Source organism: Paraburkholderia sp. HP33-1, assembly GCF_021390595.1.
GTDB lineage: Bacteria > Pseudomonadota > Gammaproteobacteria > Burkholderiales > Burkholderiaceae > Paraburkholderia.
The window spans coordinates 1,802,555-1,827,958 of sequence record NZ_JAJEJR010000001.1; the positions used below are offsets into that span (position 1 = coordinate 1,802,555).

The window sequence follows — 25,404 nt, forward strand, 5'->3', positions numbered from 1 at the left end:
CGCCCCTCAAAGTCTGCTGCTGATCCACGGTGCGCGCCCGCCACGGGCGCGCACCTGCCTGCCTGAAACCTGCTGCTTAGAAATTACGCGTTGCGAACATGCCGACGAAATTGCGGTCGGCGTACGGCTGACCCACGGTGTTGTGACCACCGAAGAACGCCGTGAAGTTGATGCCGGCCTGCCAGACCGCCGGGTTCTGGTTGAACAGCAGATACACGTTGACCGACTTCGCGCCCTGCATGTAGTTGGCGGTGAAGGTCGGCGTGTAGCCGTACAGCGCGTCGGAGAACGTCACACCCGGCGTCACCTGCCAGCCCGGAATCAGCGAGCCGTCATAGGTCCAGTTGAAGTCGATCGTCGCGCCGACCGAGCTCGCCGTACCCTTTGCGGCCGTGATCGGATAGCCGAAGCCCGAGTTGTTGTTCAGCCACGTGAAATAGCCGGCAGCCGGCGCCTGCGTAACCTGCTGGCCATCGACCGTGCGCGTGAGGCCGTTCGAATTGAGGCCCGGGTAGTAGATCCACGCGAGTTCCATCGTCAGCACCGCCATGTCGGCGTGAATCAGCTTCAGGAACGGATAGTCGCTCTGCGTGAGATTCAGCTGGCCGTTGATCAGGTACTGCAGTTTCTTGCGGTCTTCCCACTGCTGGCAGGTGATGCCCGACACGGCGTTGGTGTTGAAGTCGAGCGGGCCGCCCGCGCCGAAGCAGCCGGACAGCGCGACCGCATCGTGCGGACGATATGACAGCTCGGTGCCGATCGCCCAGTCGCCGATACCGAAGTTCGCGCTCGCGCCGAACAGTTGCCGGTTGTCGAGGTACTGGAACTGCATCGTGCCGTTCGGCTGCGTCGCGACGACCGGCGACTTGTCGGTGTAGTTCTCGTAGTAGAAGCCGAAGTTGACGTCGACGCTCTTCGGCTTGTAGTTGAACTTGATACCGAACTGCGGACGGTATTTGTTCGGCAGTTGCGTCGAGGTCGGGACGCCGATCGAGTTGAACGGCGGCCCCGCGAACTGGCCGTTGACGAGCCCGTTGGTGATTCCTCCCAGCACCTGCGCGTTGCCCGCGTTCGAACCCGCGATGCTCCCCGCGTCGAAGCCGCCCACGTTGCCATTGAGCGTGCTGATGCTCGCCGGACCGGAACCGCGCCCGAAGATGTCGCCGACCGACCAGTACGAGCCGACCGGCGGATAGCGGTTGCTTTCCCAGCTGAACTGGTAATAGGCCTCGGTGGAGAGTCCCGACGTGATGCCGCTCGCGAAGCTGATCATCGGCTCGGGCAGCAGCGCCTGCTTGAGCTGCGTGCCGGGGATCAGCAGCTTCTGGATATCGACCGCATTGGTTGCGTTGATGCCGTTGGTCGCGAAGTAGCTCTCGCCCCAGTTGATCACCTGATTACCGAGCCGCACGTGCGCCGAGCGGTCGTTGAGCGTGAAGTCCTTCTGAACCCACAGATCAAGCAGATCGACTGGATAGACGATCTGCGAGGCAGCGGTGCTAGACAGCGGCGTTCTGTTGGTGTCTTTCGCCACGAAGTCGTACATGCCGGTGCCGCGCACCATGAACTTGACGCCTTCACTGGGCATCGTCAGCAACAGCTCGCTCGTCGCGCTGATGTACGTGCTGAACGGCTGCCCCTTCCTGTAGTTGAGGTTGCCGTCGTCACCGTTGGACCACTGCGCGGTGTTCGCGCCCGCGCCGCAGCCGTTGGCGTTCGGGTCGCCCGTCAGCGAGCAGCTCGGGTTCTTGACCCGGATGCCGCCGCCCGCGGTCAGGTTCGTCACCCACGAGCCGTTGATGGCGCCGTCGTCCAGCGTGAACTCGTATGCCGAGGCCCCCTGTGCCGCCATAAGCATGCCTAATGAAATGGCTGCGCTGATCTTTGTCTTCGTTATCACGCTCTTCCCCTGCCTGCTTTCTTCCAGGTCGAATCTGAAGAGTGGCGGCGCAATGCGTGTGCGCCGCCACTGCCTGACGCTACGTTATCGCTCGCTCACCGCGCGCAGATTCTCGGACGAGTAGAAATCGTCCTTGAAACGCGCGTCGCTCGAATCCTCGTACCAGCGGATGTCGGTGTTGGTCCCGATGGTCGACTGGTCGGTCACGTAGCGGCCGTTGTTGAGGTCATACTGGACGAACGGCTCGACATCGCAGGCGCCGTGCAGCTCGTACACCGGGATCGGATACGCTTCCTTGACCTTCCACAGCTTGCCCTGGGCATCGTAGTCTTCGCCCGCCACCGCGAGGCCGCTGTCCTCGTCGATGTAGAAGACCTTCTTCGAGGCCACGTGACGCACGCCCGACTTCACGGTCGCCTCGACCACGTAGACCCGGTGCATCTCGTAACGGCGCGCGTCGGGGTTCACGCCGTCCGGCTTGAAGACGTCCTCGAACCTGTCCTTGAAGTTGTACATCCCGAAGTCGTCGTACGGGATATAGATTTCCTTCTTGCCGACGAGCTTCCAGTTGAAACGGTCGAGCTGGCCGTTGAAGAGCCACGGCTCGTCGACCGTGTACTGGTTCTCGAAGCCGATCTGCGGCGCGTCGTACGAATACGACGGCATGCGGCGCACGCGGCGTTGGCCGGTGAAGTAGTAGTAGGTGTCGTTGGCCTTGTCGAAGTAATTGCGCTGCACGAGACCCTGCCCGGCAAGCGCTGCGGGTGTCTCATAGGCGAAATAGATCGCGTAGAGCATGCCGGCCTGCTGCGGCGACGCCGCGCCCTTCTTGCCCCACGGGAAGAACAGCGTCTGCTTCGATTCAGCCTTGATCCACTCGGTGCTGCCCGGTCGCGGCGAGGCCGCCGTTACCGCCTTCTGCCATTCGGCGCCGATGCCGCGATAGCGCGCGAGGTGATCCCACATCGCCTCGGCACCGGTCTTCGGCGCGGGGAACGGCATGCCCGGCAGGCTCGCGCTCTGCAGGTTCTCGCCGCTCGAATCCATCTTCGCCTGGCTCGCGTTCAGCGTCGTGTTGGCCTGCACGAAGTCCGGCGCGCCGCATTCGCGGTGCGTCGGATAGATGTCCATCCGATAGCCCTTCTTCTGCTTGATCAGCTCGATCTGTCCGGGCGTCAGATTGTCCGCGTACTTGTCGACGTTGCTCGCGTCGATCGAGTACAGCGGCTTTTCGCCCTTGTGCTTCCAGAACTCGCCGCGCACCTTGCCATACGACCAGTCGGCCGGCGACGCCTGCGGACCCGCGTAGGCCGGAATCCGGCCGTCGGCGCTCGCGCCCTTCTCCATGCCGGCGGTGTCCGCTACCGCCCCGCCCGCCAGCGTTCCCAGCACGGCGGCCAGGACCGCTGCCGAACCCATTGCCTTGACCTGCGTCTTGCCTTTCATCGTCTCGATCTCCGATACCTGTTGAATCGCCCAGCCGTCGTTGCGGCCATACCTAGTACTGGTCTTGCACTGCTGTATTGCCGCTTTTGCGCAGACTCTCGATCAGAGCAGCGCGATGCTTCGCGACGTCGGTGAGCGCGGGACGCCGCTTCGCGGCGACTTCCTGCGCGGTATAAGGCTTGAAATCCGCGGGCTTCGTGTCTGCATTGCGCGTATAGATCAGCCAGTTCAGAACGTTTGCGAGCTCCGCGTCGCTCAGCGAGGAGTTCGACGCGCCCGGCACCCGCATCACGAACTCGCGTCCCTCGGGGAGGCGCACGAAGTGCCCGAGCTCGTCCGTGAGCGGCGGCACCTTGCCCGTAATGCCGTGCGCGTCGCCGGTGTGACAGCCCATGCAGTTGAGGATCCACGCCTCGCGCGCGGTCGCGGCGCTGTAGCCGCGCTCCTCTGCATGCACTGCCCCACCCGGCGCCCCCGCGCAAACGGCAAGTACCGCTGCCAACAGCGCGCGCGCACGCATCTTCTTCATAGCCCGAGACTCTTCAGCGCGACGTCGCGGTGCGCGCGCACCTGGGCGCCGTCCATCTCCGTCGCGCGCAGCGCCTTCACCTCGGCCGCGGTGAACGGCTTCGCGCCCGCATGCTTCGCGTTCAAGTCGAAGACGAGGTAATTGAGCACGTTCGCAAGGTCCTCATCGGACTCGCCACGGAAGCTCGGCATCTTGAAGTTGTAGCTCTTGTCCTTGATCGCGATCGTGCCGAACATGCCGTTGAGCACGGTCAGACCGAGCTGCGTGCGACCCTGCGCGTTCGCCGCATAGCGGCCCGGCAGCTCGGTGAGCGGCGGTGCGAGACCGTCCTGCCCCTTGCCGCCCGCCTGATGGCAGACCGCGCACTTGGTGTCGAAGAACGCCTTGCCCGGCGCGTACTGAACGTTTTGTGCGAACGCCGCGCTCGCGCTCAACGCGGCGCTCGTCACGCACAAGGTCACGGCCCACTTCGCGAGGCGCCGGCTGGAAATCGTCGTTGTCATTGCTGCGCTACTCCAAGCAAGGCGGATACAGAGCAGTGATAGTTCGCGTTACCGCTCGCCATGCACCAGTTGATGTCGTTGTCCAGCGAGAGCTTGTAGAGCGGCTTCTCGCGTTCGTTGCGGTTGCAGAAGCAGCGGCCGCACGAGGTTTTGCCGCAGCAGTCGTTGTACGAAACGATGTAATCGGTGCCGTCGTGCGGATTGCGGCAGGTGCCGATCCACGTGATCGGCGACGGTGTCGTGCCCGGCGGGCAGCTGCTCGACGTGCCGCCGCAGCAGCTGCACAGCCAGCCGTCGATCGCGCAGTAGCGCCAGTAATCGCAGCTATACGGGTCGTCGGTTTTGCCCGCGGCCGGCGCGCTCGCGGCGCTTGCCGCCGACGCGTTGTCCGCCGCGAACGTGCGGTCCACCGGCAGCAGCGGCACGAGCGCCGAGCCGACCAGCGCGCGGCCGAGCGTGGCCATCGCACTGCGCCGCGAGCTGCGCTGCGCGACGCTGCGCGCCTTCAACTCGAAGAAAGAGTCGAACCATTTCATGCTTGTCGTCCTGTCGTTCTGATGTGTGATGACGTGCTCAGGCGTGCTGCGCGTGGTCCGTATGGTCGGTGTGCTCGCCGTGGACAAACTCCTGCAGCGAGGCCACTCCGCGTTCCTTCGCCTCGAACAGGCTTTCGAGGTGCTCACGCGAATTTACGAGACCCTTCGCGCGAACCTTGCCCGTTTCATCGATCAGTAGTGCATAGGGCAGCTTGCCGATCTGATACGCGAGACCCAACTCCTGCGAGAGCACGTACGGGTACTGGCTCAGACCGAGCTTCTTGTAGAAGGCCGCGTGCTCGGTGGTGTCGCCGTCGCTTGCCAGCACGATGTCGGTGGCCGTCTCGCGCGCCTGGATCGAGGGAAGCAGCGGCAGCAGTTTCTTGCACACCGGGCAGCTCGGCGACAGGAAGAACACCAGCGTGCTGCGTCCCAGGGCCGAGATGCCGCCCACCTTGACCTGACGCCCGTCGAGCGCATTGAGCTCGAACGACGGACCCACGGTGCCGACCGCCGGCCCCTTGTCGATCATCAGCGCGCCGACGGGCATCAGCCGTTCGTACAGGACGCCGATCTGGCGCACGAGCGCGAGTGAAATGGCGCCGAGCGCAAGCACGCCGAGCCACAGCAAAACATTGGAGATCAACAGTGCGTTTTCCATTACGAGTTCCTCAGGTGATTCAGCTTCGGACGGTTGGCGAGCAGCACGTCCAGGGTAAAGAAAGCGGCCACGGCGACGAGCGTCGCGCCGAGCACGCTCAGATAGTCGAACCAGATGACCGCGCGCGTGCTTTGCGGCACACACACGAGCGCGGCGAGCGCGGCCAGCAGCAGCGTGCGCGCAACGTGCGCCCAGCCGATCGAGCGCGGCACGGCAGCGCCCTGCTGGCGAAAGCCATTGCAGCCGCAATCGATGTCGGTCCGCCCGCGCGCCACGTTGATACCGAGCGCGAGCGCGAACAGCACGAACAGCGTGGCGAGCGCGGCGGCGCCGACGCTGCGCGTCGCCGGCACGAGGCTCGAGAGCGCCGCGCCGATTTCGACGAGCGGCAGCGCGAGTGCGAACGGCGTCACCAGTGCGTGCGGCAGCAGCTCGAAGCCCGCGACGACCTGCCTGAGGTCGGACTGGCGCGCCAGTTTCGGCAGCGCGAACGTCAACGTGATGATCGAGGTCGTGGCGAGCGCGACGCTCGAGACGACCGGATCGATAACGAGGCCTGGATTCATCGCATGCACCTCGTTACGGATTGACCAGCAGCGACGAAGTCGCGCCGATCTGCTTGTGAACGTATTTGAGCTTGCCCGTCGCCGCGTCGGCGACGACCACGTCCGAGTTCGCCGTGATGCCGTAGAAAAGCGGGTGCGCGTCGTCGCTCACCTGAATCGACAGCAGCGGATCGATCTTCTGGTCGGCGAGCTTCCAGCGCGCGATGCGCTTGTGCGTCTTCATATCGAACACCCAGACCTCGCTCGCGGGGTCCTTGTGCGTATCCTGGTTGCCCTGATGCATCGCCACGAACAGACGCTGCGTGGGCACGTGCAACGCGGTTTGCTGCAGCCCGCCGGGACGCCAGCCGGCCTTCGCCTCGTCCGGCGTGACGAGCGGCCACGGCGCGCCGAACACCGGCGCGGCGCCGCTGAAGTCGGCGCTGCGCACGTTGCCGTTGAACGTCGCGAACCAGTACGTATTGCCGCTGCGCGATGCGTTGACGAACGCGGGATCTTTGGCGACATCGATGAACGCTTCGGAGAGCTTGCGGCTTTTCTCCTTGCCGTTCGCGCCGAGCACGACGGTCAGCGCCTTGCCGCTTTCGCACAGTGACGTGAACCGGTCGTTACCCGATGGATAAGCGAGCACGCAGCCGTCCGTATCGATTTCAGCCGTGACCTGATGCGTGGCCGTGTTGACCACGGTGACCGAGGTCGCCGGCGTGATGTTCGAGACATAGAGCCACTTGCCGTCTTTGGACATCGAGGTGTTGTACGGCGACGGCACGCTTTGCGCATGCTTCGGCGGAATCGCAACTTCGCCGGTGATCTGCAGCGTCGTGTTGTCGGTCATTTCGACGACGTCGGTACGCGCGCCGTGCGAGCCGCGCGCGAAGTAAGTCGTCGCGACGTAGCTGGTCTTGTGATCGGGGCTGATCGCCATGCCCGGCGCGAAGCCGGTATCGATCTGACCGAGCAGGCGGTTGTTGTCGGCGTCGATCACGTACGTGCGCGCGTCCGTCATCGAGCTGAAGTTCACATCCATGACGTACAGCTGATGCGGGCTGTACGCCGGCATTTTCGCGATCGTCAGGTCTTCGGCTTTCTCGACTGCGAGGACCTGGGTCGATATCGCGACGCTGCTCACCACCAGCAGCGCCCATCTCCGTTTTCTTTGCATCTCTTCTCCGCAAGAACATTCGTTGTGGCCTGGCGGAAAATTAACTGGTGAGAATTTTTGAGACAGCTCCCAAATCGGCAAACGATCAGTAGATTTATTACGCTTCTATTACGAACCAGATAATGGGCTTACAACGGCGCACGAGGCATTTTTCGGCGGCAATGAATAGCGGGGATGACCCGTATGCGCGAGCCGTGTTTGAACGAACGGCGGTTCAGGTGTTCGGCGCGATCTGTTCGCAGTCCATCGGTTCGAGGCCAGGGACGCAGAGTTCGAAATGATGGCGCGAGCCGAACAGTCGTGTGGGCAGCAACACGGCTTCGGCGGCGTTGATCAATAGCAGCGCGACGTTGATGCGGCGATCCGTATGGCGGATCACCGCGAAGTGGTGACGTGGCAGTTCGCCGTTAAAGCGCGGGTCGGCGCTCGTGATGTCCTCGTCGTCGTGCAAGCCTTCGAGCTGCGCGCCGGGGACGACGCACCAGGTTTGCGGCAGACGCGTGAGCACGTCGGTCACGTCGCCGAAATCGGAAATGATGGCCGCATGCGAATTGGGCGCGCGCCGGAACCAGAGTGGCTCGTCGGCTGCCTCGACGTGAAGTGCCGCGACCGGAAACAGTAGAAGCCCGTTATCCATGGAAAATGAGTAGCGTCGGATCCCGTAACCTGACCGGTTCGGATGATCGCCCAAAAACCGCGGGCACGCCTATCTCACGGCATACGGTTTGCCGATATTGGAGGTTGGCGGGACGCATGTGCGGCAAGCAACTGCTGATGACGTGCTTCGGTGGCATCGTCGGCGGGGAACATGCATTCGACGCGCAGTTCCTGCGCGGCCACGTTTTGCGGTGTGCCCACGGTCGTGACCATCGAGAAATAGCGCAGCACCACGCCATCGCTGACGAAGCCTAGTGGAATCATCGGCATCGAGGCGTGCGTAGTGGAGGACCCAGGGTGCGTCTTCCAGTCGCGCGGCACGTCGGGATACGCAAGCAGCTCATCGAGCAGACGCCTGGTGTTGTCGCTGACCACATGACCCACCGACTCGCGATACACCCGTTGCAGCAGGCTGCGCGCGACCTCCTCCCAGTCGGCGACGAACGGCCGCATGCCGCGCGGATCGAAGATCAGATGCAGCATGTTGCGCGGGCCTTCACGCGCGGCCATGTCGATGAAACAGTTGAAGAAGCGCGGTGCCGCGTCGTTGCTCATCAGCACGTTCCAGTCGCGGTCCATCACAAGCGCCGGAAACGGTTCGTGCTGACGCACGACCCGTTCGAGCGCGCGCACCACGCTGTGCATTTCCTGCGCATTCCACGGCGCTTCCGAATAGATCGGCGCATAACCGGCGGCAAGCAGCAGCGCATTGCGCTCGCGCAGCGGGACCTCGAGGGTCTGCGCGAGCGTCAGCAGCGTATCGCGGCCCGGCACGCTGCGCCCGCTTTCGATGAAGCTGATCTGCCGCTGCGAGATGCCGGCCTCGAGCGACAGATCGAGCTGACTCATGCCACGCACGTCACGCCAATAGCGCAACAGACTGCCGAGATCACCGGCCTGCACTTTCGGATCGTGGCTCGTTACGTTCATCGCCTTGCCCTCATCTGGTTGCCTGAACAGGACTGCTTCAGCGCGCGGGCGCCTGCCACGCGAATTCTCCGAACTGCGTTTCGAGCGGCGGCTGTGTCACGCTGCCGGTGTAGTTCGTGATCGTCGATGCGGCGACCACCGCAATCACCTCGAGAATCTGCTCCGCGCTGAAACCTGCCGCGACGAAGCGTTGCCGGTCCTCGTCGGTCAAACGCCCGCGCTTTTCAATCAGCGTGCGCGCGAGCGTCGACAACGCAGCGAGCCTCGCGTCGTCGGGCAAGCCACCGTGGCGGATCGCCTCGACATCGACGCGACGCAGGCCGGCCTGCAACCCGAGCGCGGTATGAAACGCGACCGCCCATTCGCTCGCGTTCGTGACGGCATTGGTGAGCAGCAGCGTCTGGATCTGCGGCTCCGTCAGACTGCTCGCATGCACGCGCTCGAACAGGCCGATAAAGCCGTTGATCAGCACCGGTGAAGCCGCCATCGTGGCCGCGATGTTCGGGATCAGGCCAAACGCCTGTTGCAGTTTCTGCAGCACGGGCTTCGATTGCTCGGGAGCCGACTCGATCGTGTAGACGGGATAGCTGGACATGGTATCTCCTTGATGTGTGCGCCGTCGGATCGACGACGCGGTAGTCAGAGAGTAGATGCGGCCGCGCGGCGCGCCAATTACATCGGATGTCATACGCGCAGCACTGACGCAGACGGCGGCGCGTGAAGGCACTGCTGCGCGAGTGCCGCCAGCGGCTGAAAAAGCCGCAGATTGGCGGCGCGGGGCTATCCCGCGAAAATATTGCGAAGCGGACGCGACGACTCGCGAAGATCGAGCAGCCAAATGCGAACATCGCCGCGCGTGCATGCGCCGGACGGCACGGGACCGACCACGCGCGGCGACAGGTGAACTACTCGCTAAGGAGACGCTGTATCTCGTCAAGTAAAGAGGCGGTTGTGTAGCCCCAAGGCTCGGGAGAAAATCCGCGCCCATACATCTGATCGAACGCGGCGTCCAGATCATGCGGATGTTCGTTCCGGAACGAGTCAATTTCGCGAACCAGATTCTTGTAATGGTAACGGCTGTCTTTCTTGTAACACGCGACAATTTCCGGGACGGTCTCCCCAAACAGGTCAAAATCCTGGCCGAAGTAAATACTAAAAATGCGATCCATTTCTGTATGACGCTCTAGCGAAGTCATTTCTTTCTCATTCAAGGTAGGCGGTCAGAACGTAATATGGCATGCCGTTATAGGTTTCGTACTTCAGAACGACGAAAACCTTGTTCATCCGCGTAAGTTTTCCAGTCTCTCGTGTGACTCCGTAGCCGATATCGCCGGCAACGACTTTGGTTATTTTCTCCGTAGCGTACCGGTTTGGGGACCGCGCCCATGCCCTGATTTTTGCCGTATTGGCCCGCATCGTCTCCGAAATGGCACGTTCGGCCTTCTCCAGGCTTGTGAATGACGATACGACTTTCCGCTTCGGTTCGCGTTTCAGCCGGTCCCTTAGCCACGCTTCGTCCTTGCCTACGTGCTTCAGGATGGTGTGTCCTCCAAGCTCTGGATTAAGGGCCTTTGCCTCGTGCATGTGCAGATTGATCCGGCCCATCGTGATACGGGCAGCCCGCGCGGCCTTGATTGAGCCTGCAAAGCCGAACGGCACGACCATATCGAGCGACAGGCCGATATTGTTCGCCATGTCGGGACTGGCCTTCATCGCCTCAGCCAGCTTCGTCGTGCCCTGCTGGGTGAGGGTGGCAGTATCGCGCCCTGTCCACACCTGACGCAGGCCCGCCGCCGCCGTGTCAGAACCATGTGCGCCGAACACAATGCACCCGGCCTTGCTTGCCATCGTCGGTTCCGGCAGCACGCATAGCGCCCCGGCTCCGACCATTTCCAGCAGGCCGCCGACGAGTTGCAACCCACCCCATAGCCGGTTGGAAAGCATTTCCGTGTGGCTGATCGACTGGCGGGTGAGCACTGCCGCGAGTTGCGGCGCACTGAGCACAACGCGCACGCCGTCCGAATCCTGTGGATACGACATTCCGTACTCCTCTGTACCTGTTTTGGAATAGCCAACCTAGCAGGCGACTACAGGGACAGGGAATGGGCGATGGATGATTTCAGTGTCCCGCAGCGTCAACGAACGGCGATAATGTTCAAGTTAGGATGCACGCCGTGGTACGTAGGGACAGGCGGGATAATGCCGGTTCTGTCCGGCAGATCGATGTTTTTTGCGCAGTCAGGCCAATGTGCAGACATGCTGCGCCCGTGCTTCCATTCCGGTGAAGTGTGAAAGCCGCACCTTTAAACTCGATCGTGTAGACGGGATAGCTGGACATGGCATCTCCTTGACATGTGCACCATCGGATCGACGACGCGGTAGTCGGAGACTAAAGGCGGCCGCGCGGCGCGCCAATTGCATCGGATGTCATCGACTGATGTGGGAGAGGAGTCCGCGGTTGTGCAAGCCTGCCCACCGCCTCACAACACGACCTATATTCGCAGGGCATAGAAACAATATCCCGAAAACATGAGCTATCGGTGATCTGTTAGGTTAGCGCCGTCATGTATGACGCTATCTGGCAAGGTGCTGCATGCGATCACTTAGAGTAGATGTAGGGGCTGGGACACGTTGCGAGTTGTATCACCGGACGGACTATCGGGGACTGCCCACCGGCAAGGAGGCCTTCATGCGGGCATCTCTGTCTGACCTGGCCCGTGGGAATAGTCTCGCAAGACGCGATGCGCTGCAGTTCATCATGTACCACCGGCTAGGCACGAGCACCGATGACCCGACGACCGTCCTGAAAAATGCAGTGCGATCCGGTACGTAGATTCCGGTCGTGGAGCAACGGCGATCTTCGGGGCCGCGCAGCCGTAGCAGCAACGAGCCCAGCCCGCGCTCGATCACGTTCACACCATCCCAGCTATTCAGGGGCGCGGCCAGGATGGCCGCCCGTACCGGAGCGTCTGCCCCTGCACGGATACTGCTTCCCGCCGACGATGGCCTTGCGATATGGTTTGCCAAACCCGGCGACGTGCTCCCCGATGGCACTATCGCCACGCCCGTTGCCACACCCCTCGCCGATGCGCAGCCGTTCGAGTATGGCGACGATGCTCTGTCGGCTGACTCGATGGACCTTGCCGGCAACCTAACGCCCAACATGGGGCCCGCTGGAAGCTGGTACACGAATCCGGGTAGTGGTCAGATGCGTATGTATGGTCAGAATGGCTTTCCAGTTGTCGACTTTGATTTCGATCACGACCACGGCCAGGGCATCCCGCACGCGCATAACTGGGAGGACAACGGCGGCCCCTTTCCCATCCGCGGACCTTGGATGCGGTTTTCGCCACTACCATGATGCACCCGCCCGGCCACCGGCCAGCCAGCAATGGCACCTTTACTGATCCTTGTCTTCATGAAAACCAGACATAGTTATCACGATGCAGAACTGATTGGCTGCGCGTACTCGCGTATCAATTCCTCCCTTCTGCTGAGTTTCGAATGCGTTGACGGCACGACGCCGAAACTGCAGTTCTCCGGCGTCACAGCCGTGCGCGTCAATGATTTCGGCCAACAGAACGTGGTATCGCGCCTGCTGATCTCACCGTCGCACGTGTTCACTCCTGACGAGATTCGCACCTATGTGGATTGGGCGAGCAGCCAGCACGACTATCGAGCAGCGATGACACACGAGAGGTCAAAAATAATCGCCGCGGCCGTTGCCGAACAACAGTCGATCCTGTTCGTTCTGGAGCCGTCCGTCGGCGCCGAAGTCGTCGCGCTATGCCAGACGGTGCAGGAATTTGACTGAAGCCGGCACGATTATTTTTGGTGGGTCGCTTGGCGGGTAGCATCGCGATTCAACCCGGAAACCATTTTCATAGCTGGATAATTGGCGGACATCGCCACACGTTATCCGGCTGCGGCTTCTTTCTGGCGAGCCGATTCGGCGCGGACTATCATGATTGAGCTTGTTTCCTCTTGTCCCGTTCATCACTGGAAAGGAAGAACATCATGCCCAGAATGAAAGCAGTCGAAGTGAAGCAGGCCGGCGGCCCGCTCGAACTGGTGGAGCGCGACGTGCCCGAGCCGGGCGCGGGTCACGTGCGCATCAGGATTCACGCTTGCGGCATCTGTCATAGCGATGTGATGACCAAGGAAGGCCTGTGGCCAGGCCTCGCCTATCCGCGCGTACCCGGGCACGAAATCGCGGGCGTGATCGACGCGCTCGGCGCGGGTGTCGACGGCTGGCAGGCGGGGCAGCGTGTCGGGGTCGGCTGGCACGGCGGGCATTGCGGCAAATGCGAACACTGCCGCCAGGGCGACTTCGTGCTGTGCAAGTTCGCCCTCATCCCCGGCATCAGCTATGACGGCGGTTACGCCGAATACATGGTGGCCCCGGTCGAAGCGTTGGCGCGCATTCCCGACGATCTGTCCGATGTCGATGCCGCGCCGCTGCTCTGCGCGGGTATTACGACCTTCAACGCGATCCGCAATAGCGGCGCGCGCGCCGGTGACGTGGTCGCGATTCTCGGGATCGGCGGCCTCGGGCATCTCGGCGTGCAATTCGCGCGCAAGATGGGCTTTCGCACGGTGGCAATCGCGCGCGGACAGGACAAGGCCCCGCTCGCGAAGCAACTGGGCGCGCATCACTACATCGACAGCAAAACGGAAAACGTCGCCGAGGCACTGCAGGCACTGGGCGGCGCGAAGCTGGTACTCGCCACGGTGACGAGCGGCAAGGCGATGAGCGCCACGCTCGGCGGTCTCGGCCTGAACGGCAAGCTCGTGATGGTCGGCGTCTCCGAAGAGCCGGTCGAAGTGCCGATCACGCAATTCATCATGGGACGCAACTCGGTGCAAGGCTGGCCCTCCGGCACCTCGGCCGATTCGCAGGACACGCTCGCGTTCAGCGCGATGAGCGGCGTCAAGCCGATGATCGAGGAGTATCCGCTCGCGGAAGCGGCGCAGGCCTTCGACCGGATGATGAGCGGCCACGCGCGTTTCAGGGTGGTGCTAAAGACGGCCTGAGTCGGACAGGTAGACGCACTCCGTCCGGGACCAGACATTCGCGTGCATGAAAAACGAGGCGATATGCGGCGAGCAAAAGCTCGCCGCACCGGCTTCACTCAAACCAGATCGAACCGATCCAGATTCATCACCTTGACCCACGCGGCAACGAAGTCGCGCACGAACTTCTCCTTACCGTCCCCGCTCGCGTAGACCTCGCCCAGTGCGCGCAGCACCGAGTTCGAGCCGAACACCAGATCGACGCGCGTACCTGTCCACTTGACCTCGCCGGTCTTCGCGTCGCAGCCTTCGAACGTTTCCGCGGCGGCCGACATCGGCGTCCATTCCGTACCCATGTCCAGCAGATTGCGGAAGAAGTCGTTGGAGAGCGTTTCCGGCTCGTTCGTGAGGACACCGTGCGAGTCGCTGCCAGCGCCCACCTTCAGCACCCGCAGGCCGCCGATCAGCACCGTCATCTCGGGCGCCGTCAAGGTCAGCAATTGCGCCTTGTCGATCAGCAGCTTCTCGGCCTCCACCGGGAACTTGCCCTGCAGATAGTTGCGAAAGCCGTCGTGGACCGGCTCGAGCATCGCGACCGATTCGACGTCCGTCTGATCCTGTGACGCGTCCATGCGACCCGGCATGAACGGCACCGTCACTTGCTGGCCGGCGTTCTTCGCGGCCTGCTCGATGCCGGCGCCACCCGCCAGCACGATCAGGTCGGCGAGCGAGATCTTCTTGCCGCCGGACTGCGCATCGTTGAACTCGCTCTGGATGCGTTCGAGCACCTTCAGCACCTTCGCGAGCTCGGCGGGCTGATTGACGTCCCAGTCCTTCTGAGGGGCGAGCCGGATGCGCGCGCCGTTGGCGCCGCCGCGCTTGTCCGAACCACGGAACGTCGAGGCCGACGCCCATGCGGTCGTGACCAGCTGCGAGACCGACAGCCCGGACGCGAGGATCTTTTGCTTGAGCGCCGCGACATCCTCGTCGTCGACGAGCGGATGATCGACGGCCGGAATCGGATCCTGCCACAGCAGTTCTTCGCTCGGCACTTCCGGGCCGAGATAGCGGGCGCGCGGACCCATGTCTCGGTGCGTCAGCTTGAACCAGGCGCGCGCGAACGCGTCGGCGAACTCGTCGGGGTTGGCCATGAAGCGCCGCGCGATCTTTTCGTAGGCCGGGTCGAGGCGTAGCGACAGGTCGGTCGTCAGCATCGTCGGCAGCAGTGTTTTCGACGGGTCGTGCGCGTGCGGAATGGTGGCCTGCGCGTCCTTCGCGACCCACTGGTTCGCGCCCGCCGGGCTCTTCGTCAGCTCCCACTCGTGGCCGAACAGGTTCTCGAAGTAGCCCATGCCCCACTGTGTCGGCGTCGAGGTCCACGTGACCTCGATACCGCTCGTGATCGTGTCGCCGCCCTTGCCGGTGCCGAAGCTGTTGCGCCAGCCGAGCCCCTGGGCTTCGAGGCCGGCACTTTCCGGTTCGGGCCCGACGTTATCGGCGGGACCCGCGCCGTGGGTCTTGCCGAACGTGTGGCCGCCCGCGATCAGCGCGACGGTTTCCTCGTCGTTCATCGCCATGCGGGCGAAGGTCTCGCGGATGTCGACCGCCGCGGCAAGCGGATCGGGATTGCCGTCCGGGCCTTCCGGGTTCACGTAGATCAGCCCCATCTGCACCGCGCCGAGCGGGTTGTCGAGATCGCGCTTGCCCGAGTAGCGGCTGTGCTTGTTGTTCGGATCGTTGCTAAGTGCGAGCCAGCTCGTTTCCGCACCCCAGAACACGTCATTGTCCGGTTCCCACGTGTCCTCGCGGCCGCCGCCGAAACCAAAAGTCTCGAAGCCCATCGTTTCGAGCGCGACATTGCCGGTCAGGATCAGCAGATCAGCCCACGAAATTTTCTGGCCGTATTTCTGCTTGATCGGCCACAGCAACCGGCGCGCCTTGTCGAGGCTCACGTTGTCCGGCCAGCTATTGAGCGGCGCGAAACGCTGCTGACCGCGCCCTGCGCCGCCGCGGCCGTCGCCGATGCGGTAAGTGCCAGCGCTATGCCATGCCATACGGATAAACAGCGGCCCGTAGTGACCGAAGTCCGCGGGCCACCAGGGCTGCGAATCGGTCATCAGCGCAGAGAGGTCTTTCTTGAGTTCGGCGTAGTCGAGGCTCTTGAATGCCTCGGCGTAGTTGAAGTCCCCGTCGAGCGGATTGGAGCGGTTCGAATGCTGGTTGAGCAGGTCGAGGCGCAACTGCTTCGGCCACCAGTCCCGGTTGGTTGTCCCGCCGCCGGCGGTGTGGATGAACGGGCACTTTGCTTCGTTTGACATGCGTTATCTCCTTTGGAGGATGTCTCCGTTGTCGATCGGAGTCGGTGCTTCTGCACTTTTTCCAATCCCATGCAAGGTACTTGTTATGCGTTTGTCATGGTGTCAGGCTTCCGTGGCAATTTGACGATCGGAAAACCCGCCAACCGGCCGAGTGACTCGGCAGTGCACTCATATACTGTGATGACTGCTGCTTCGATTCATCGAGTTGAAATCCACGCTCGAGGGGAACGTGACCGGTGTCCGTGACGAATGACTGCGGTCGGTACGCCGCCCCTAAGCGACTATAGGCGAGCGCCATCTTCAATAGAATTGGAATCCGGCAATGCCGGCAATAGGCGGCGACTATAGCGAGACTGCGTCGAGGCTCGCGCGCGCACACCTCTTTTTGCGCCAGCCGCAGCCGACTGTGTGATAGGGTTTCGCGTTTCGTCCGCAACAGCCTGAGCGGAGCAGAATCACGCCAACCGGCGTGCGCCCGAGGAGTGTCCCGAACCGTGTCCAAAGCTGTGCCGAAAGCTGCCCCGAACGCTGAGCTCGTCACCGTCCAGCCCGTCGAATCGCTCGTCGTGCCTGAACTGCTCGATGGCCGCGACGGCACCAATCGCGGCGCGGCCGACAGCTCGCAGCTGTCGGCGCGCAACGATCTCGATGCGGTGCGCGCATGGCTCTCCAATTACGCCGACACCAAAACCACTTTCGACAACTACCGCAAGGAAGCCGAGCGCCTCCTGCTGTGGGCGGTCGTGCAGCTCGGCAAGCCGCTTTCGTCACTGACGCACGAGGATCTGCTGCTGTTCAAGGCGTTCATCGCCGATCCGCAGCCGGCCGCGCGTTGGGTGTCGGCGAACGGCGGCAAGTACGCGCGCAGCGACGCACGCTGGCGGCCGTTCAATGGGCCGCTGTCGCCAGCTAGCCAGCGCCAGGCGCTGATCATCCTGAACGCGATGTTCACGTGGCTCGTCAATGCCGGCTATCTGCGCGGAAATCCCATGGCGCTGCTGCGGCAGCGCGCGAAGCGCTCCGCACCGCGCGTCACGCGCTACCTGTCGACGTCGCTATGGGACGAAGTGAAGCTGTTCGTCGGGCAACTGCCCCAGGATACCGACGCGCAACGCGCGTATTACGCGCGTTGCCGCTGGCTAACCACCTTGTTCTATCTGCAAGGTATGCGCATTTCCGAAGTCGCCGGCGGGCAGATGGGCCAGTTCTTCAGACGGCTCGGCGCCGATGGTCAGGACCAGTGGTGGCTCGAAACGCTCGGCAAGGGCGACAAGGAGCGCATCGTGCCGGTGTCGGCCGAGCTGGTTCAGGAGCTGCGCAGCTACCGCACGTTGAACGGCCTCGCCGCGCTGCCGACCCGCGCCGAGGACACCCCGCTCGTGCTGCCGTTCAAGGGACGCAACCGCTGCTTGTCGCGCTCGGCGATTCACGACGCGATCAAGGGCATCTTCGCGGGCGCGGCTACATGGCTGCGCGCGCGCGGTCCCGAATTCGCCGATCGCGCCGACGAACTCGAGCGCGCATCGGCTCACTGGCTGCGGCATACGGCCGGTTCGCATCAGGCGGACGGCGGCGTCGATCTGCGCACGATCCGCGACAATCTCGGCCACGTCTCGCTGAACACGACCAGCCTTTACCTGCACACCGAGGACGACGCGCGGCATACCGAGACCGTTAATCGGCATCGGATGAACTGGGGCGATGCGAAGTCGAAAGTAGACAAGGCCGGTGGCAATTAAGCGCAAATCGGACGTCTGAGACGCGCCGGGATCCCGGCCGCCCCCCACACACCGCTCTCCCCCAACTCCCCGCCAATCCCACCCCCTTGCCCGCTAGAATTGCCGGCTTTGCCCGCGTCGGGCGCGCCGCAAGGCAAAATACGGGTTTTGCGCGCGCCGCACGCGCGGCCGAACCGGGGCACGAAGCGCCCGGGCCCGGCGAGGACCGCTCGTCCCTAACAGAGCAGATCAGGAGCCTTTATGAGCGATTCGAACCCATCCTTTCTCGGCCGGATTTCCCTGGCCGTCAGTACGTTTTTCAGCATTCTCGGCAATGGCGACTTCGCCGCCGACGTGCTGCGCCTGCGCAATGGCGAAAAGATCGGCGCGGCCCCGGCGGCCGCCCCCGCCGCCACAACGCCCGCGCCGGCCCCCGCACCACAACCGAAGCCGCAACCCGCGCCGGTGCTGAAAGAGGCAACCCCCGACGCCGCGCTGCAACTGCTCGGCCTGCTGCAACGCGACGCGCGCTTCATCGATTTCGTCGAGGAAGACATCAAGGGCTATAGCGACGCCGACATCGGCGCAGCCGCGCGTCTCGTGCACGAAGGCTGCCGCGCGACGCTGCGCGAGCACTTCACGATCCGCCCGGTGCGCGACGAAGCCGAAGGCAGCCGCGTGACGCTGCCCCAGGGCTTCGACGCGAGTTCGGTGCGCCTGACCGGCAACGTCGTCGGCAGCGCGCCGTTTAGCGGCAGCATCAGCCATCGCGGCTGGCGCGTCGACGACGTGCGTCTGCCCAAGCTCGCAGACGGCCATAACGCGAAGGTCATCGCACCGGCGGAGGTGGAGCTATGAGCGACGCACGCTATTCGATCGGCATCGACCTCGGCACTACGCACTGCGCGCTGTCCTACGTGGACACGCACGCGAGCGACGGCGAGAAAACCACCCAGGACGTGCTGCCGATCGCGCAGCTCACGGGCCCCGGCGCAATCAACAATCTGCCGTTGTTGCCGTCGTTCCTGTACCTGCCCCATCCCGACGAACTGGCCTCCGGCGATCTCTACCTGCCGTGGACCGGCCAACGCGAATTCGCGGTCGGCGAATTCGCGCGCAGCCGTGGCGCCGGCACGCCGATCCGGCTCGTGTCGAGCGCGAAGAGCTGGCTCTGTCATCCGGGCGTCGACCGTCGCGCGGGCATTCTGCCGAACGACGCGCCGCCCGAAGTCGCGCGCGTGTCGCCGCTCGAAAGCTCGGTGCGCTATCTGACGCACCTGCGCGAGGCGTGGGACCACGCGCATCCGGACGCGCCGTTCGGCGAGCAGGACGTCACGGTAACGATCCCGGCATCGTTCGACCCCGCCGCGCGCGAACTGACCGCGGAAGCCGCCGAGGCCGCCGGCTTCACGCGCATGACGCTGCTCGAAGAACCGCAGGCGGCGCTCTATAGCTGGATCCAGAAGAGCGGCGGCCAGTGGCGCAAGCAGGTCAAGGTCGGCGACATCATCCTCGTCGTCGACGTCGGCGGCGGCACGACCGACCTGTCGCTGATCGCGGTGATCGAGCGCGACGGCAATCTCGAACTGCATCGCGTCGCGGTCGGCGAGCACATCCTGCTCGGCGGCGACAACATGGATCTCGCGCTCGCGCACGTCGTCGCGCGCAAGCTCGCGGCACAGGGCACCCAGGCCGACGCGTGGCAACTGCGTGCGCTCACCTATGCGTGCCGCGCGGCAAAGGAGACGCTGCTTTCCGACCCCGCCACCGACACCGTGCCGCTCGTCGTGCCGAGCCGCGGCTCGAAGCTGATCGGCGGCTCGATCCGCACCGAGCTGACCCGCGCCGAACTCACGCAGACGATCCTCGACGGCTTCTTCCCGCCGGTCGACAGCGCCGCGCGTCCGGTGAGCCGCGCGCGGGCAGGTCTGACGCAGCTCGGTCTGCCGTATGCGCAGGATGCCGGTATCACGCGGCATCTGGCGGCGTTCCTCGGCCGTCAGGTCGGCGCGCTGGCCGAACTCGAAGGGCTGCGCGAGCACGTCGCGCCAAACGCAAGCTTCCTGCACCCGACCGCGGTGCTGTTCAACGGCGGCGTGTTCAAGTCGACGCTGCTGGTCGAGCGCATCATGGGCACGCTGAACGGCTGGCTCGCGGCCGAAGGTGTGGCACCCGCCCGTCTGCTCGAAGGCGCGGACCTCGATCTGGCGGTCGCACGCGGTGCGGCCTACTACGGCTACGTGCGACGCGGCCGCGGCGTGCGGATTCGCGGCGGCACCGCGCGTGCGTACTACATCGCGATCGAATCCGCGATGCCGGCGGTGCCGGGGCTCGAGCCTCCGGTGCAGGCGCTGTGCATCGCGCCGTTCGGCATGGAAGAAGGCACCGACGCCGAGTTGCCCGCGCAGGAGTTCGGGCTGGTCGTCGGTGAGCCGGTGCATTTCCGCTTCTTCGGCTCGTCCGTGCGTCGTCAGGATCAGGTCGGCACGCTGCTCGATTTCTGGGGCCCCGAGGAGCTGCAGGAGCTCGAGGAAATTCAGGCGACGCTGCCGGCGGCCGGCCGCATCGCCGGTGAAATCGTGCCGGTGAAGCTGCATGCGCGTGTGACCGAAACCGGCACGCTCGAACTGGAAGCCATCCCGCGCGGCTCCGACGAGCGCTGGAAAGTCGAATTCGACGTGCGCGGCAACGCGAATGCATGACTGACATGAAGCGGTACAGCGTCGGCATCGATCTCGGCACCAGCAACACGGTGCTCGCTTATGCGGAGGCCGGATCGCAGCAGATCCGCGTGTTCGAGATCGAGCAGCTGGTGAGCCCCGGCGAGGTCGCCGCGCGGCCGCTGTTGCCGTCGGTGCGCTATCAGGCGGCCGACGGCGAGCTGAGCGCGGCCGATCTGCAACTGCCGTGGTCCGCCGCAAGCGCGAGCGCGGGTCGAGGCAAGGACGCCGCGCAGCCGGTCGTGGTCGGCCGGCTCGCGCGGCTGCTCGGCGCGCAGGTGCCGGGGCGGCTCGTCGCGAGCGCGAAAAGCTGGCTGTCGCATGCGTCGGTCGATCGCGTCGCGCCGATCCTGCCGTGGGGCGCGCCCGACGAGGTCCGCAAGATTTCGCCGCTCGACGCGAGCGCGAGCTACCTCGCGCACGTACGCGCCGCGTGGAACCAGCACTTCCCGAAAGCCCCGCTCGAACAGCAGGACGTGGTGCTGACGGTGCCCGCTTCGTTCGACGAAGGCGCCCGCGCGTTGACCGTCGAAGCGGCGCGGCTCGCGGGCCTGCCGTCGCTGCGGCTGCTCGAGGAGCCGCAGGCCGCGTTCTACGACTGGCTGTTCCAGCATCGCGAGAAACTTGCCGACGCGCTCGCGGCGACCCGGCTCGTGCTGATCTGCGACGTCGGCGGCGGCACGACCGATCTGACGCTGATCGAAGTCAGCCTCACCGGCGACGGCGAGCCGCGCCTGACTCGCATCGGCGTCGGCAATCACCTGATGCTCGGCGGCGACAACATGGACCTCGCGCTCGCGCATCTGCTCGAGGTGCGGCTGCCGGGTGGCGCTGAAGGTGCCGCGGCCGGTGGGCAGACACCGCAGCGGCTGTCGGCGGCGAGCCTGTCGCAACTGGTCGAACGGTGCCGCGTCGCGAAGGAGCAACTGCTCGGTGCACAGGCACCGGAGTCGGCGTCGGTCACGCTGCTCGGCGCGGGCTCGAAGCTGATCGGTGGCGCGCGCTCCGCGCAGGTCACGCGCGACGAGGTCGAGAAGATCATCGTCGATGGTTTCTTTCCGCGGGTGGCCGCCGATGAGCGACCCGGACGGCCGCGCGGCGCGATCGTCGAATTCGGCCTGCCGTACGCGACCGATGCGGCGGTCACGCGGCATATCGCAGCGTTTCTCGAACGCTTCGCCGCGCAATCGCGCAAGGCCCTGGGCGCGGATTGCGGCTCAGCCGACGCGGCCGCCCTGCCCGTTCCCGATACGCTGCTGCTCAACGGCGGCGTATTCCGCGCCGACGCGCTGTCGCGGCGTCTCGCCGACACGCTCGGTGGCTGGCGCGGCGCGCCGCTCAACGTGCTGCACAACGACAACCCCGACGTCGCGGTCGCGCGTGGCGCGGTCGCCTATACGCTCGCGCGCGCGGGCTTCGCGCCGAAAATCGGCGGCGGTTCGCCGCGCAGCTATTTTCTGGTGCTCGACGAAACGCCGGCTGACAAAGACGACACCGAGCCGGAAGCGGCGCCGGTGCAACGCGGCATCTGCCTGCTGCCACGCGGCACCGAGGAAGGTCACGAGATCCTGATCGCCGATCGCACGTTCGCGCTGCGACTTGGGGCTCCGGTGCGGTTTCATCTGGTGTCGTCGAGCGCGGATACCGCCTACCAGCCCGGCGAGCTGGTCGATCTCACGGGCGGCGACTTCGTGCGCCTGCCACCGATCGCGACGATCGTGCAACCGCGCGAGGGCCATAGCGCACGCGAAACCGCGGTGCGCATCGCGACGTCGCTGACCGAGGTCGGCACGCTCGACGTGCATTGCATCGAACTCGACGAGCCGTCGCAACGCTGGCTGCTCGAATTCCAGTTGCGCCGCGACGATGCGCAAGTGAACCTGCCCGCCGATGGCGCGCAGCAACGCCACCCCGCGCTCGACCGCGCGCTCGAACTGATCGACCGCTGCTACGGCTCACGCGCGCAAAAGGTCGACCCGAAGGAAATCAAACGGCTGCGTGTGCAGCTCGAACATCTGCTCGGCCCGCGCGATAGCTGGGGCAGCGCGTTGCTGCGCGAACTGTTCGGCGCGCTGTGGGAACGCGCGCGCCGCCGGCGCCGCTCGGCGGATCACGAGAGGCTGTGGCTGAATCTGGCCGGCTATTGCGTGCGGCCCGGCTTCGGCTATCCACTCGACGAATGGCGCGTCGAGCAACTGTGGACGCTGTTCGACGACGGCATCCAGTACGTGACCGACAGCCAGGTATGGTCCGAATGGTGGACGCTGTGGCGTCGCGCGGCCGGCGGTCTTAACGAAGACGCGCAGTTGCGCGTGCTCGACGCGATGGACTATTTGCAGAAGGCCGCGCAATCGCGTCACAAGCTGCCGTTCGATGTCGCGAAGACCGGCTTCGCCGATATGGTTCGTCTGTCCGCATCGCTCGAACGGATTCCGGCCGAGCGCAAGATCGAACTCGGCGAGGCAGTGCTTGCGCGCCTGAAAAAGCCCGCTGAAAACCATCAGAGCTGGTGGGCGGTCGGCCGTATCGGTGCGCGACAGCCTTTCTATGGCAGCGCGCATAGCGTCGTGCCACCCGAGCGCGCCGCGCAATGGCTCGACGCGATCCTCGCGCTCGACTGGAAGAAGGTCGACCCCGCCGCGTTCGCGGCCGTGCAGATCGCCCGCATGACCGGCGACCGCTCACGCGATCTGCCCGAGGCGCTGCGCGCGAGCGTCGTGCGACGCCTCGAAGCGGCAAGCGCGCCGCGCGCGTGGATCACGATGGTCAGCGAAGTCGTCGCGCTCGATAACGCCGACGAAGGCCGCGTGTTCGGTGAATCGCTGCCGGTAGGGCTGAAGCTGATCGGCGGTTAAGGCGTTTTGCGAATGACGTCGCTGTGAAGGTGAAAATGAAAAAAACTACGGCGTCACGGGACCGTGGCAACAAACGCAAATCTTGTTTCCCTCCGGATCCCGGAAATACGCCCCGTAATAGTTCGGGTGATAGTGTGGCCGCAAGCCGGGAGGGCCTTCGCAAGAGCCGGAGTTTGCCAGCGCGCTAGCGTAGGCGTTATCGACTGAACGACGATCAGGCGCGAGCAACGCCACCATTTGACCGTTTCCGTGTTCTGCCGGGTTGCCATCATAGGGCCTGCCGATCAGGAAGAGCGGACGCGGCATACGCTCAGCCATCCAACCCGCCCACGCTTGATCGGGCTCACAAAACTTCAGTTTGTGTCCCAGCTCGCCCATGACGACCGAATAGAATTTGAAGGCACGGTCAAAGTCATTCACCCCCACGAATACGTGCGAAATCATCTTGAACTGTTCCTGTTCAGCCGCGATGTCTTTGCACGTTAGCACGGCAGAGTGACGTTCGGGATCGGCTATCACATCGAGGATCAACGGGTGCTATCGCGAACATTCGTCGCATGCGGCGAAAAAGGCCCTGCGTATAAGATGAATCAACACCTCGTTGCCGTTCGGAGCATTCATGAAGCCCGCCATCAAGATCGAATCACATCAAGTCGACACACCACCGCGCATCGCTCTGTGGGCGCTCGGATTCAGGCCTTTCTATCTGGCCGGCGCCCTGTTCGGCAGCATTGCCATGCTGCTCTGGCTCGGCGCGCTGGCAGGGTGGCCTCTGTTGGACTCCGCGTCGTACATGTCGGGAACGCTGTGGCACGTCCACGAAATGATCTTTGGATTTGGCGCCGCAATCGTCGTGGGATTTCTGCTGACGGCGGTTCGTGCGTGGACCAGCACGAATCCCGCCCGTGGCGCCGGTCTCGCAGCGCTATGGCTCCTTTGGCTGGCGGGCCGGATCATGATGTGGCGCGGTTCGAGTCCGCTCGGCGCCCTCGTGGACGTGGCGTTTCTACCCATCGTTGCGCTGGTTCTGCTGCGCGTGCTCCTAACGGCGAAGAACCGTCACAACATCTTTCTGCCGGTCGCGGTCGGCTTGCTCGCGCTTCTCAACGTCCTCTTCCATGCCTGGGCAAGCCATGCTCACGGCGACTGGGCGCTGCGCAGCGCGTGGCTCGCGGTCGGTATGCTCGTGCTGTTCGTGACGATCATCGGCGGGCGCATCATTCCTTCGTTCACCGCCAATGCCGTTCCGGGTTTTAGCGCGAAGCGCTGGCGTTTCGTCGAAGCGACCGTCATGCCGGCGACGCTGCTCGCGTTTGTGCTGGACTCGCTCGATGCGCCGTCGGCGGCAATCGTTGCCGCCTGCGTTGCAGCGGCGGCCATTCACGGGCTTCGCCTCGGCGGATGGCGATCGTGGCGCGTCGGCAATCGCCCCATCCTCCTGATCCTGCATATCGCCTATGCGGGGATTCCGGCGGGCTTCGTCATGCTGGCACTCGCCGCGCTCGGTGTCGCTCCGCATTCGGTCGCGATTCATACGTTCACCGTTGGCGTCATCGGATGCGCGATCATCGCCATGATCACGCGCACCGCGCGCGGCCATACCGGGCGCGAGCTCGTGGCCGGTCGGATCGAACTCGCCTGCTACGGCCTCTTCATTCTGGCGACGTTGATCCGCGTACTCGGCCCATGGCTCTCGCCGCAGTTCACGATGGCCTGGATCTACGCATCCGGCCTATGCTGGGCGGCCGCGCTGCTTCTCTATTGCGTTCGATACGCGGCGTGGCTTGTTCTTGCCCGAGCCGATGGCAAGCCAGGCTGAAGTCCGCAGCTTCCTTGAAGCGTTCAGAAGTGCACCATGATTTTCAACGCTTTTTACCCTCAACTCTTATA

The 25,404-nt window shown here is 64.2% G+C and carries 23 protein-coding genes; 8 read left to right on the forward strand and 15 right to left on the reverse strand.

What is annotated here, in order from left to right; genetic code table 11:
- Nucleotides 1-76: 76 nt before the first annotated feature.
- The 13 genes from L0U81_RS08205 to L0U81_RS08265 form a co-directional block, all read right to left on the reverse strand.
- Nucleotides 77-1,900, reverse strand: a complete 1,824-nt coding sequence (locus L0U81_RS08205) for a DUF1302 domain-containing protein (RefSeq protein WP_442793394.1) — start codon at nt 1,898-1,900, stop codon at nt 77-79.
- An 84-nt stretch (nt 1,901-1,984) separates the two neighbouring features.
- A complete protein-coding gene (locus L0U81_RS08210) occupies nt 1,985-3,346 on the reverse strand; it encodes a DUF1329 domain-containing protein (RefSeq protein WP_233801584.1) in 1,362 nt (453 codons plus the stop codon).
- Nucleotides 3,347-3,398: 52 nt separating this feature from the next.
- A complete protein-coding gene (locus L0U81_RS08215) occupies nt 3,399-3,875 on the reverse strand; it encodes a c-type cytochrome (protein ID WP_233801586.1) in 477 nt (158 codons plus the stop codon).
- Complete coding sequence (locus L0U81_RS08220; protein ID WP_233801588.1) at nt 3,872-4,378, reverse strand: c-type cytochrome; 507 nt, start codon at nt 4,376-4,378, stop codon at nt 3,872-3,874. The genes L0U81_RS08215 and L0U81_RS08220 overlap by 4 nt, the downstream gene beginning before the upstream one ends.
- Nucleotides 4,375-4,914 carry a methylamine dehydrogenase light chain gene (locus tag L0U81_RS08225; protein WP_233801590.1) on the reverse strand — a complete coding sequence of 180 codons (540 nt, stop codon included), beginning with the start codon at nt 4,912-4,914 and terminating at the stop codon, nt 4,375-4,377. The genes L0U81_RS08220 and L0U81_RS08225 overlap by 4 nt, the downstream gene beginning before the upstream one ends.
- A 37-nt stretch (nt 4,915-4,951) precedes the next feature.
- Nucleotides 4,952-5,575: a methylamine dehydrogenase accessory protein MauD gene (gene mauD, locus L0U81_RS08230; protein ID WP_233801592.1), complete on the reverse strand. Its 624-nt coding sequence runs from the start codon at nt 5,573-5,575 to the stop codon at nt 4,952-4,954.
- A complete protein-coding gene (locus tag L0U81_RS08235; RefSeq protein ID WP_233801594.1) occupies nt 5,575-6,141 on the reverse strand; it encodes a MauE/DoxX family redox-associated membrane protein in 567 nt (188 codons plus the stop codon). The genes mauD and L0U81_RS08235 overlap by 1 nt, the downstream gene beginning before the upstream one ends.
- 13 nt (nt 6,142-6,154) lie before the next feature.
- Nucleotides 6,155-7,303: an amine dehydrogenase large subunit gene (locus L0U81_RS08240; RefSeq protein ID WP_233801596.1), complete on the reverse strand. Its 1,149-nt coding sequence runs from the start codon at nt 7,301-7,303 to the stop codon at nt 6,155-6,157.
- 214 nt (nt 7,304-7,517) lie between these two features.
- Nucleotides 7,518-7,940, reverse strand: a complete 423-nt coding sequence (locus tag L0U81_RS08245; RefSeq protein ID WP_233801598.1) for a hypothetical protein — start codon at nt 7,938-7,940, stop codon at nt 7,518-7,520.
- 74 nt (nt 7,941-8,014) lie between these two features.
- Nucleotides 8,015-8,890, reverse strand: a complete 876-nt coding sequence (locus tag L0U81_RS08250) for a helix-turn-helix transcriptional regulator (RefSeq protein WP_233801600.1) — start codon at nt 8,888-8,890, stop codon at nt 8,015-8,017.
- Between the two features lie 37 nt (nt 8,891-8,927).
- The gene (locus L0U81_RS08255; protein ID WP_233801602.1) at nt 8,928-9,485 is read right to left on the reverse strand and encodes a carboxymuconolactone decarboxylase family protein; all 558 of its coding nucleotides are present in this window, start codon (nt 9,483-9,485) and stop codon (nt 8,928-8,930) included.
- Nucleotides 9,486-9,795: 310 nt separating this feature from the next.
- On the reverse strand, nt 9,796-10,086 hold the full coding sequence (locus L0U81_RS08260; RefSeq protein WP_233801604.1) for a contact-dependent growth inhibition system immunity protein: 291 nt from the start codon (nt 10,084-10,086) through the stop codon (nt 9,796-9,798).
- A gap of 7 nt (nt 10,087-10,093) precedes the next feature.
- Entirely contained in the window at nt 10,094-10,930 is an 837-nt protein-coding gene (locus L0U81_RS08265) for an RNase A-like domain-containing protein (RefSeq protein WP_233801606.1), read from the reverse strand.
- Nucleotides 10,931-11,837: 907 nt separating this feature from the next.
- Here L0U81_RS08265 and L0U81_RS08270 point away from each other — a divergent pair.
- The 3 genes from L0U81_RS08270 (at nt 11,838) to L0U81_RS08280 (ending at nt 13,924) form a co-directional block, all read left to right on the forward strand.
- Entirely contained in the window at nt 11,838-12,251 is a 414-nt protein-coding gene (locus tag L0U81_RS08270; RefSeq protein ID WP_233801608.1) for a hypothetical protein, read from the forward strand.
- Nucleotides 12,252-12,281: 30 nt separating this feature from the next.
- Nucleotides 12,282-12,704, forward strand: coding sequence for a hypothetical protein (locus tag L0U81_RS08275; RefSeq protein ID WP_233801610.1), 423 nt, complete (start codon nt 12,282-12,284; stop codon nt 12,702-12,704).
- A 203-nt stretch (nt 12,705-12,907) separates the two neighbouring features.
- Nucleotides 12,908-13,924 (forward strand): alcohol dehydrogenase, encoded by a 1,017-nt coding sequence (locus L0U81_RS08280; protein WP_233801612.1) that lies wholly within the window; start codon nt 12,908-12,910, stop codon nt 13,922-13,924.
- A gap of 98 nt (nt 13,925-14,022) precedes the next feature.
- On the opposite strand, the gene katG is transcribed toward L0U81_RS08280, so the two are convergent.
- Nucleotides 14,023-16,221, reverse strand: a complete 2,199-nt coding sequence (katG, locus tag L0U81_RS08285; protein WP_233801614.1) for a catalase/peroxidase HPI — start codon at nt 16,219-16,221, stop codon at nt 14,023-14,025.
- A 494-nt stretch (nt 16,222-16,715) separates the two neighbouring features.
- Here katG and L0U81_RS08290 point away from each other — a divergent pair, with 494 nt between their 5' ends.
- The 4 genes from L0U81_RS08290 to L0U81_RS08305 all read left to right on the forward strand — a co-directional run bounded on the left by L0U81_RS08290 (nt 16,716) and on the right by L0U81_RS08305 (nt 23,514).
- Nucleotides 16,716-17,960 carry a tyrosine-type recombinase/integrase gene (locus L0U81_RS08290; RefSeq protein ID WP_233801616.1) on the forward strand — a complete coding sequence of 415 codons (1,245 nt, stop codon included), beginning with the start codon at nt 16,716-16,718 and terminating at the stop codon, nt 17,958-17,960.
- Between the two features lie 240 nt (nt 17,961-18,200).
- Nucleotides 18,201-18,797 carry a DUF2760 domain-containing protein gene (locus tag L0U81_RS08295; protein WP_233801618.1) on the forward strand — a complete coding sequence of 199 codons (597 nt, stop codon included), beginning with the start codon at nt 18,201-18,203 and terminating at the stop codon, nt 18,795-18,797.
- The gene (locus L0U81_RS08300; protein ID WP_233801620.1) at nt 18,794-20,641 is read left to right on the forward strand and encodes an Hsp70 family protein; all 1,848 of its coding nucleotides are present in this window, start codon (nt 18,794-18,796) and stop codon (nt 20,639-20,641) included. Before L0U81_RS08295 ends, L0U81_RS08300 begins: the two co-directional genes overlap by 4 nt.
- Nucleotides 20,638-23,514, forward strand: a complete 2,877-nt coding sequence (locus L0U81_RS08305; RefSeq protein ID WP_233801622.1) for an Hsp70 family protein — start codon at nt 20,638-20,640, stop codon at nt 23,512-23,514. Before L0U81_RS08300 ends, L0U81_RS08305 begins: the two co-directional genes overlap by 4 nt.
- A gap of 45 nt (nt 23,515-23,559) precedes the next feature.
- Here L0U81_RS08305 and L0U81_RS08310 read toward each other — a convergent pair whose 3' ends face one another.
- On the reverse strand, nt 23,560-23,958 hold the full coding sequence (locus L0U81_RS08310; RefSeq protein ID WP_233804266.1) for a VOC family protein: 399 nt from the start codon (nt 23,956-23,958) through the stop codon (nt 23,560-23,562).
- Nucleotides 23,959-24,133: 175 nt separating this feature from the next.
- Between L0U81_RS08310 and L0U81_RS08315 the strand changes: the two genes are divergently transcribed.
- Complete coding sequence (locus tag L0U81_RS08315) at nt 24,134-25,333, forward strand: NnrS family protein (protein ID WP_233801624.1); 1,200 nt, start codon at nt 24,134-24,136, stop codon at nt 25,331-25,333.
- Nucleotides 25,334-25,404: the final 71 nt, after the last annotated feature.

What these genes read in the sequence shown, in the direction of transcription:
- L0U81_RS08210 (WP_233801584.1), bottom strand. Translation starts at nt 3,346, where the DNA reads ATGAAAGGCAAGACGCAGGTCAAGGCAATGGGTTCGGCAGCGGTCCTG.
- L0U81_RS08215 (WP_233801586.1), bottom strand. Translation starts at nt 3,875, where the DNA reads ATGAAGAAGATGCGTGCGCGCGCGCTGTTGGCAGCGGTACTTGCCGTT.
- L0U81_RS08220 (WP_233801588.1), bottom strand. Translation starts at nt 4,378, where the DNA reads ATGACAACGACGATTTCCAGCCGGCGCCTCGCGAAGTGGGCCGTGACC.
- L0U81_RS08225 (WP_233801590.1), bottom strand. Translation starts at nt 4,914, where the DNA reads ATGAAATGGTTCGACTCTTTCTTCGAGTTGAAGGCGCGCAGCGTCGCG.
- mauD (WP_233801592.1), bottom strand. Translation starts at nt 5,575, where the DNA reads ATGGAAAACGCACTGTTGATCTCCAATGTTTTGCTGTGGCTCGGCGTG.
- L0U81_RS08235 (WP_233801594.1), bottom strand. Translation starts at nt 6,141, where the DNA reads ATGAATCCAGGCCTCGTTATCGATCCGGTCGTCTCGAGCGTCGCGCTC.
- L0U81_RS08240 (WP_233801596.1), bottom strand. Translation starts at nt 7,303, where the DNA reads ATGCAAAGAAAACGGAGATGGGCGCTGCTGGTGGTGAGCAGCGTCGCG.
- L0U81_RS08245 (WP_233801598.1), bottom strand. Translation starts at nt 7,940, where the DNA reads ATGGATAACGGGCTTCTACTGTTTCCGGTCGCGGCACTTCACGTCGAG.
- L0U81_RS08250 (WP_233801600.1), bottom strand. Translation starts at nt 8,890, where the DNA reads ATGAACGTAACGAGCCACGATCCGAAAGTGCAGGCCGGTGATCTCGGC.
- L0U81_RS08255 (WP_233801602.1), bottom strand. Translation starts at nt 9,485, where the DNA reads ATGTCCAGCTATCCCGTCTACACGATCGAGTCGGCTCCCGAGCAATCG.
- L0U81_RS08260 (WP_233801604.1), bottom strand. Translation starts at nt 10,086, where the DNA reads ATGACTTCGCTAGAGCGTCATACAGAAATGGATCGCATTTTTAGTATT.
- L0U81_RS08265 (WP_233801606.1), bottom strand. Translation starts at nt 10,930, where the DNA reads ATGTCGTATCCACAGGATTCGGACGGCGTGCGCGTTGTGCTCAGTGCG.
- L0U81_RS08270 (WP_233801608.1), top strand. Translation starts at nt 11,838, where the DNA reads ATGGCCGCCCGTACCGGAGCGTCTGCCCCTGCACGGATACTGCTTCCC.
- L0U81_RS08275 (WP_233801610.1), top strand. Translation starts at nt 12,282, where the DNA reads ATGGCACCTTTACTGATCCTTGTCTTCATGAAAACCAGACATAGTTAT.
- L0U81_RS08280 (WP_233801612.1), top strand. Translation starts at nt 12,908, where the DNA reads ATGCCCAGAATGAAAGCAGTCGAAGTGAAGCAGGCCGGCGGCCCGCTC.
- katG (WP_233801614.1), bottom strand. Translation starts at nt 16,221, where the DNA reads ATGTCAAACGAAGCAAAGTGCCCGTTCATCCACACCGCCGGCGGCGGG.
- L0U81_RS08295 (WP_233801618.1), top strand. Translation starts at nt 18,201, where the DNA reads ATGAGCGATTCGAACCCATCCTTTCTCGGCCGGATTTCCCTGGCCGTC.
- L0U81_RS08300 (WP_233801620.1), top strand. Translation starts at nt 18,794, where the DNA reads ATGAGCGACGCACGCTATTCGATCGGCATCGACCTCGGCACTACGCAC.
- L0U81_RS08305 (WP_233801622.1), top strand. Translation starts at nt 20,638, where the DNA reads ATGACTGACATGAAGCGGTACAGCGTCGGCATCGATCTCGGCACCAGC.
- L0U81_RS08310 (WP_233804266.1), bottom strand. Translation starts at nt 23,958, where the DNA reads ATGATTTCGCACGTATTCGTGGGGGTGAATGACTTTGACCGTGCCTTC.
- L0U81_RS08315 (WP_233801624.1), top strand. Translation starts at nt 24,134, where the DNA reads ATGAAGCCCGCCATCAAGATCGAATCACATCAAGTCGACACACCACCG.